Annotated in this window: 8 protein-coding genes and 1 pseudogene; 7 read left to right on the top strand and 2 right to left on the bottom strand. The window is 70.4% G+C overall.

The genetic code is table 11. From position 1 onward, the window contains the following. Window positions 1-96: pseudogene (locus ACRDPN_RS07150) on the bottom strand (co-chaperone GroES); the annotation flags it as partial. A gap of 142 nt (window positions 97-238) precedes the next feature. On the opposite strand from ACRDPN_RS07150, the gene ACRDPN_RS07145 reads away from it, so the two are divergent. Next, complete coding sequence (locus ACRDPN_RS07145) at window positions 239-1,393, top strand: THUMP-like domain-containing protein (RefSeq protein ID WP_431446689.1); 1,155 nt, start codon at window positions 239-241, stop codon at window positions 1,391-1,393. A gap of 121 nt (window positions 1,394-1,514) precedes the next feature. Here ACRDPN_RS07145 and ACRDPN_RS07140 read toward each other — a convergent pair whose 3' ends face one another. Next, on the bottom strand, window positions 1,515-2,093 hold the full coding sequence (locus tag ACRDPN_RS07140; RefSeq protein ID WP_431446688.1) for a hypothetical protein: 579 nt from the start codon (window positions 2,091-2,093) through the stop codon (window positions 1,515-1,517). A 92-nt stretch (window positions 2,094-2,185) separates the two neighbouring features. Here ACRDPN_RS07140 and ACRDPN_RS07135 point away from each other — a divergent pair, with 92 nt between their 5' ends. From ACRDPN_RS07135 to ACRDPN_RS07110, 6 genes are read left to right on the top strand one after another with little or no spacing between them, the layout of a single operon-like run. Beyond that, window positions 2,186-2,626 carry a helix-turn-helix transcriptional regulator gene (locus ACRDPN_RS07135; RefSeq protein ID WP_431446687.1) on the top strand — a complete coding sequence of 147 codons (441 nt, stop codon included), beginning with the start codon at window positions 2,186-2,188 and terminating at the stop codon, window positions 2,624-2,626. Between the two features lie 10 nt (window positions 2,627-2,636). Continuing rightward, entirely contained in the window at window positions 2,637-3,053 is a 417-nt protein-coding gene (locus tag ACRDPN_RS07130; RefSeq protein ID WP_431446686.1) for a VOC family protein, read from the top strand. A gap of 21 nt (window positions 3,054-3,074) precedes the next feature. After that, the gene (gene pxpA, locus ACRDPN_RS07125; protein WP_431446685.1) at window positions 3,075-3,782 is read left to right on the top strand and encodes a 5-oxoprolinase subunit PxpA; all 708 of its coding nucleotides are present in this window, start codon (window positions 3,075-3,077) and stop codon (window positions 3,780-3,782) included. Between the two features lie 2 nt (window positions 3,783-3,784). Further along, on the top strand, window positions 3,785-4,381 hold the full coding sequence (locus ACRDPN_RS07120) for a 5-oxoprolinase subunit B family protein (protein ID WP_431446690.1): 597 nt from the start codon (window positions 3,785-3,787) through the stop codon (window positions 4,379-4,381). Then, window positions 4,378-5,235 (top strand): biotin-dependent carboxyltransferase family protein, encoded by an 858-nt coding sequence (locus ACRDPN_RS07115; RefSeq protein ID WP_431446684.1) that lies wholly within the window; start codon window positions 4,378-4,380, stop codon window positions 5,233-5,235. Before ACRDPN_RS07120 ends, ACRDPN_RS07115 begins: the two co-directional genes overlap by 4 nt. A gap of 25 nt (window positions 5,236-5,260) precedes the next feature. After that, window positions 5,261-5,938: a hypothetical protein gene (locus ACRDPN_RS07110; protein ID WP_431446683.1), complete on the top strand. Its 678-nt coding sequence runs from the start codon at window positions 5,261-5,263 to the stop codon at window positions 5,936-5,938. Window positions 5,939-6,000: the final 62 nt, after the last annotated feature.

Raw genomic sequence — 6,000 nt, 5'->3', positions numbered from 1 at the left:
GGTGTCCGGGATGACGAGACCGGACGCGGTGGTCTGCTCGGCCTCGACCGCCTTGATGACAAGGCGATCCTCGAGCGGCTTGATGGTGACCGACACTGGTCGACCTCCCCTTTCAACGGGTGAACGTGGCTGGCGAACTCGGCGAGCGAGCGCCATAGGGAAATCTAGCACTCGCCCCTATGGAGTGCTAACCCTGTTCGCTGCGCGCGAAAAGCACCCGGTGCACCAGAATCGACTCGTGGACCTGGCGACGTTCGAGCAGCTGCTCTCCCCGGCGGGCCAGGACCTGTTGGCGGAGGTCGGAGCACGCGCGGGCATCGAGTCCGACCTCGCTCTGGGCACGAGGCTGCGCCGCGACCATGCGCCGGAGCTCGTCGCCGCCGCGGTCACGCAGAACCACCTACGGCGGCGTGCAGAGCCGAAGTTCGGGCCGGAGTCCGCATTGTTGTTTTTCACCCATGACGCTCTCGAGCAGGCCACCCGCGCCTCGGTCGCCCGTGCCCGGGCGGCCCGTCTGGTGGAGTCGGGCGTCACCGCCGTCATCGATCTGGGCTGCGGCATCGGCGGCGACCTCGTGGCGCTGGCGCGTGCGGGCCTGAGGGTGCGCGGGGTCGAGCTCGATCCGGTCCGAGCGGCCGTCGCACGTGCCAATCTGGCGGCGCTCGGGCTCGACGGCGAGGTCGTCGAGGGCGACCTCGGCGACGTGGCGCCGTTGTCCGACGAGGTGCCGTTCCTGGACCCGGCGCGCCGGGATGGACGCGGCCGGGTGTTCGACCCCGCCGCGATGACGCCGTCGTGGGACGTCGTCGCGCGACACCTCGCACGCCCCGCGGTGGTCAAGGCGTTGCCCGGTCTCCCACACCACCTGGTGCCTGAAGGCGTCGAGGCGCAGTGGGTGAGCGACGGGGGCGATCTCGTCGAGGCGTGCCTGTGGGGTCCTGGCCTCGCGACAGCGCCCCGACGCGCCACGGCACTGCCGTCGGGCGCCGAGCTCGTCGGCGTCGGCGACCCCGGCGAGGTGGGGGATGTCGGGACGTGGCTGCACGAACCGGACGATGCGGTCATCCGCGCCGGGCTCGTCGGCGAGCTCGCACGCCGGATGGACGGCCGCCTCATCGACCAGCACCTCGCCTACGTCACGACCGATGAGCCGGCGAGCGATGCACTGGTGCGGTCGTTCCGCATCGTCGAGGAGCTTCCTTATCGCGAGAAGCAGCTGCGTGCCGCACTCGTGGCCCGCGACGTCGGCACGCTGACGGTCAAGAAGCGCGGTGTCGACGTCGTGCCTGAGGACCTGATCAAGAGGCTCAAGCTGAAGGGCACACGACCGGCGACCGTGATCCTCGCCCGGATCGACGACGGCGCCCGGGCGTTCCTGGTCGAAACGGCTTAGCCGGTCTTCAGGATCTGAGGAGTTGTGCAGGACCCCTTGACATTGCTGACCAAGAACCTGCGGAACCCTTCAAATGCCGGTGCGGACACCGCAGTCGTGCGCCTTCCCCGTCGAGACGGCCTTAGAAGCCGCCGCCGAAGTCGCCGCCTCCGAAGCCACCACCGTCGAACCCGCCGCCGTCGAAGCCACCGCCCTGGTCGCCGCCGTGGTCGGATTCCATGCCCTGCTCGCCGGCAGCGGACTCGTCAGCACCCGGATCTCCGCCCGGATCGTCGGCCAGCATCTGCTGGGCGATCGCGGTGCCGATGAACATGCCAGCGATCGACCCGAGCATGCTGCCCGCGAAGATCCCGCCCATGCCCATGCCGCCTCTGCCCCCGAAGCTGCGCTCCAACGTGCCGGATTGACGCATCTCCGCCCGGGTGGCCATCCGCGCAAGCGATCGCGGGTCGTCGGCGGTGGATCGCTCGCCCTCCGGCGTCTCGGCGGAGAGACGCTCCAGCACCTCACGACGTTGCTCCGGCGTCAGCTGGGCGAAGGCCTCTTCGTGGGCCTGCTCGATCTGCTCCGGCGGTGCCGTCTGCAGCAGGTAGCGGTAGCGCTCGATCGCGCGGTCATCGTCTGTGCCCGAAGGATCCTGTCGGGACGCGGGTTGCTGCGCGGTGCTGTCTCGGCCGAGCAGTCGATCCAGAAAGCCCATGATGCTCCCTCGATGTGACGGTCCGGTCGCTCCGAACCGATCCACCCTCATCGTCACACGCCGGCCGCCGCATGCGCCATATCTTGGTTGTCATGGGTGACGCCACGGAACGCACCAATCGCGACATGTTGCGGGTGCGCGACGCGATCGACCGCGACTTCGCCGACGAGCTCGATCTGACGACGCTGGCCGCGCTCGCGCACGTGTCACCCGACCACCTCGTGCGCACGTTCCGGTCCGTGTTCGGTGAGACTCCGCACCGGTATCTGCAGCGGCGGCGCATCGAACGGGCCATGTTCCTGCTCCGCACCTCCGACCTGCCGGTCACCGACGTCTGTCTGCAGGTCGGCTACACCAGCCTCGGCGCGTTCAGCGAGCTGTTCACCGGCGTGGTCGGACAGTCGCCGTCCGCCTACCGCGCGGTGGCCGAGTCGACGCCGGCCCACGCGTCGTTCGTGATGGCCTGGACGCGGCCCAGCACGCACACACATCCGTCGATTTCGAGGAAGCGTCGGCCGTCGGGTGGCGACTAGCGTCGCCGACATGAACCTTTCCTACACACGTCTCTCGTCCATCTTCGTCCTCGACCAGGACGAAGCCCTCGACTTCTATGTCGGCAAGCTCGGCCTCGAGGTCTCGGTCGACGCCGACCTCGGTTTCATGCGTTGGCTGACCGTGCGGGTGCCCGGTGACCAGCGCGAGATCCTGCTCGAACGTCCCGGGCCGCCCGCCCACGACCCGTCCACCGCCGACGACGTCCGCGCGCTCGTGTCGAAGGGCGCCGGCGGCGGCTGGCTGGCCTTCCAGGTCGACGACGTCGACGCCGCCCACGACGAGCTCGTCGCCAAGGGTGTCGAGATCACCCAGCCGCCGTCCGACCAGTCCTACGGGCGCGACTTCGGTGCCCGCGACCCGTTCGGCAACCACCTCCGGATCGGCAACGTCCCCGCTCCCTCGTGACGATCGCCCTATCTTGGGGCCATGCACATCAGCCTCAATGCCGACCTCGGGGAATCTCCCGCGCGGTGGGCCTCGGGCGAGGATGTCGCACTGCTCGACGTCGTGACGAGCGCCAACGTCTGTTGCGGCGCCTACGCCGGTGACGACGAGCTCATCTCCGCCACCTGTGCGGCTTGCGTCGAGCGAGGGGTCGCGATCGGCGCGCAGGTCGGGTACCCGGATCGCGAAGGATTCGGCCGGGTGCCGATGGACATGGAGCCGCAGGCGCTCCGCGACGAGGTCGCCGCGCAGATCGCCCATCTCATCGACCTGGCGGGGTCCGTCGGCGGACGGGTCACCTACGTCAAGCCGCACGGCGCGCTCTACAGCACGATCGTCCACGACGAGGTCCAGGCCGCCGCAGTCGTCGTCGCCGTGCACGCGGCCGCTCTTCCACTCGTCGGGCTGCCGAAAGCCGCGTCGCTCCGGTTGGCCAGGGCGGCCGGCGTTCCCGTGATCCTCGAAGGCTTCGCCGACCGCGGCTACACCGACGAGGGCACCCTGATCCCGCGTTCGGAGCCCGGTGCACTGCTCGACGACCCGGGCGACGCTGCGGTGCAGGCGTTGCGGTTGCTGCACGAAGGGGTCGCGTCGATCTGTGTGCACAGCGACAGCCCCCGCGCGCTCGACCTGGTGCGAGCCGTCCGCGTCGCCCTCGAGTACGCGGGCGCGGAGGTCCGGCACCCGTGAGGATGCTTCCCTGCGGCGACCACGCGGTACTGCTCGACTGCGAGACGCTCGACGAGGCCCAGGGCTGGTTCGCGGCCCTCCACGACGACACCGAGGCCGTCCTCGGCGCTCGGACGGTCCTGTTGCGCGGGAACCCGTCGGCCCTGCGCGCGCTCGTCCAGCACACCGAGCCGCAGGACGCGGCCGCGACGGGGACCGGCGACGAGATCGAGATCTCCGTGGTCTACGACGGATCCGACCTGTCCGACGTCGCGACCATCACCGGACTGTCCGAGGACGAGGTCGTGGCCGCTCACACCGGAACGTCGTGGACGGTGGCGTTCGGCGGATTCGCCCCCGGTTTCGTCTACCTGGTCGGCGGGGACGAGCGGCTCGCCGTGCCGCGCCGGGACTCGCCGCGTGCCAGCGTCCCCGCCGGGTCGGTCGGCCTGGCCGGGGAATTCAGCGGCATCTACCCCCGGTCGTCGCCCGGCGGGTGGCAGCTGATCGGTCGCACGGACGCCGTGATGTTCGACGTCGACCGCGACCCTCCCGCCCTGCTCGCGCCGGGTGCGAGAGTGCGCTTCGAGGCCCTTCGGCAGGCTCAGGAACCTTCATGAGCCTCCTCGTCGTCGACCCCGGTCACCTGACGCTGGTGCAGGACGCCGGCCGGCCGGGGCTGGGCGACCAGGGTGTCGGCCCGTCCGGTGCGTTCGACCGTGGGGCGATGCGACAGCTTCACGCGCTGCTGGGCGACACGGAGGCCGCCGCCGTGCTGGAGGTGCTCGCCGGCGGGCTGCGCCTGCGGGCCGAGGCCGACCACCTGCTCGCCGTCACCGGCGGCATCGGGTCGGTCCATGTCGACGGCGAACACATCGAGCACGGACGTGCGTTCGTAGCGCACGAAGGTCAGGAAGTCCGCCTCGGGCCGGTCGAGCTCGGCCTGCGCGCCTACGTGGGCGTGGCCGGCGGCATCGACGTCGAGCCCGTCCTCGGGTCCCGCTCGGCCGACACCATGAGCGGTCTCGGGCCCCCGCGGCTCGCCGAAGGAGACGTCCTCGAGGTGGGACCGCCGGCCCATGCCGCGGAGGTGGAGGACGTCCCTGCGCTCCTGACCAGCGGCGAGACCACGGTCCCCGCCATCCCCGGCCCTCGCGACGACTGGTTCACCGACGACGCCGTCCGCACGTTCTTCTCCGCCGCATGGACCGTCTCGTCGCGCTCCGACCGCATCGGCGTGCGGCTGGAGGGCTCGGAGCTGGAGCGACTCGCGTCGGACGAGCTGCCGAGCGAGCCGTGTGTGCGTGGCAGCGTGCAAGTGGTGTCCGCGGGCCAACCGGTCGTGCTCGGACCGGACCACCCGGTCACCGGCGGCTACCCGGTCATCGCCGTCGTCCTCGATGCCCACGTCGACCGGCTGGCCCAGGTCCGTCCGGGCGACATCGTCCGATTCACCCGTAAGCACTCCGGCTGAGGCGCGACGCTGTCAAAATCTGGCCATGAAGGATCTACGTCGCATCGTCGTGGCTCTGGTCATCGGATCGTTCTCCATCGCCGCCCTCCTTGGCATCGCCGCGCTGCTGGGCGGCGGTGATTTCGGCGAGACCCAGGGCCGGGTGCTCCTCACCACCGTCATCGTGGGCGTCGAGTCGATCGCGGTGCTCTGCTACCTCGGTGTGGCCGGAAGTCGAACGTCGTTCGTCGGGCTCGTCGGCGGACTCGTGTCCGTCATCCCGTTCGGCCTCGCGCTGTGGTTCACCTGGAGCGGCGCCGACTCCGAGGCACTGTGGCAGACCTTTGGCGTCGGCCTGACCGTCGCGGCGACGCTGGCCCAGGCCTGTCTGTTGCTCGCCCTTGGTCAGGGCCGCCGCACCGTGCTTCTCATCGGAACTCTCGTGGCGATGACGGTCGTCGCCGCGATGATCTCCAACGCGATCGTCAACGGCGAGGGTCTCGCCGACCCCTACTGGCGCGCGTTCGGCGTGGTCGCGATCCTCGACGTGCTCGGCACCGTGGTGTTCGCGGCGCTCGGCTTGTTCGGTCGACGGGCGAGGCCGGAGGGCGAACCCGACCTGATGACGCCCGCGCTGGAGTCGCGGGTCAGGGACGTGGCACGGACCCACGGCGTCTCCCCGAGCAAGCTGATCTCCGACGCCCTCGACAACTACCTGCGCTAGCGCGGCCCCCAGATGTGAAGGGTTCCGGCCCAGGATGATCGCGGATCTGGGCCGCAAATCTT

The organism is Aeromicrobium sp. (genome assembly GCF_050700635.1).
Taxonomy (GTDB): domain Bacteria; phylum Actinomycetota; class Actinomycetes; order Propionibacteriales; family Nocardioidaceae; genus Aeromicrobium.
Note: the sequence above shows the minus strand (reverse complement) of the source record. Positions and strands in the feature narration are given on the sequence as shown.

What these genes read in the sequence shown, in the direction of transcription:
- ACRDPN_RS07135 (WP_431446687.1), top strand. Translation starts at nt 2,186, where the DNA reads ATGGGTGACGCCACGGAACGCACCAATCGCGACATGTTGCGGGTGCGC.
- pxpA (WP_431446685.1), top strand. Translation starts at nt 3,075, where the DNA reads ATGCACATCAGCCTCAATGCCGACCTCGGGGAATCTCCCGCGCGGTGG.
- ACRDPN_RS07115 (WP_431446684.1), top strand. Translation starts at nt 4,378, where the DNA reads ATGAGCCTCCTCGTCGTCGACCCCGGTCACCTGACGCTGGTGCAGGAC.
- ACRDPN_RS07120 (WP_431446690.1), top strand. Translation starts at nt 3,785, where the DNA reads ATGCTTCCCTGCGGCGACCACGCGGTACTGCTCGACTGCGAGACGCTC.
- ACRDPN_RS07140 (WP_431446688.1), bottom strand. Translation starts at nt 2,093, where the DNA reads ATGGGCTTTCTGGATCGACTGCTCGGCCGAGACAGCACCGCGCAGCAA.
- ACRDPN_RS07130 (WP_431446686.1), top strand. Translation starts at nt 2,637, where the DNA reads ATGAACCTTTCCTACACACGTCTCTCGTCCATCTTCGTCCTCGACCAG.
- ACRDPN_RS07110 (WP_431446683.1), top strand. Translation starts at nt 5,261, where the DNA reads ATGAAGGATCTACGTCGCATCGTCGTGGCTCTGGTCATCGGATCGTTC.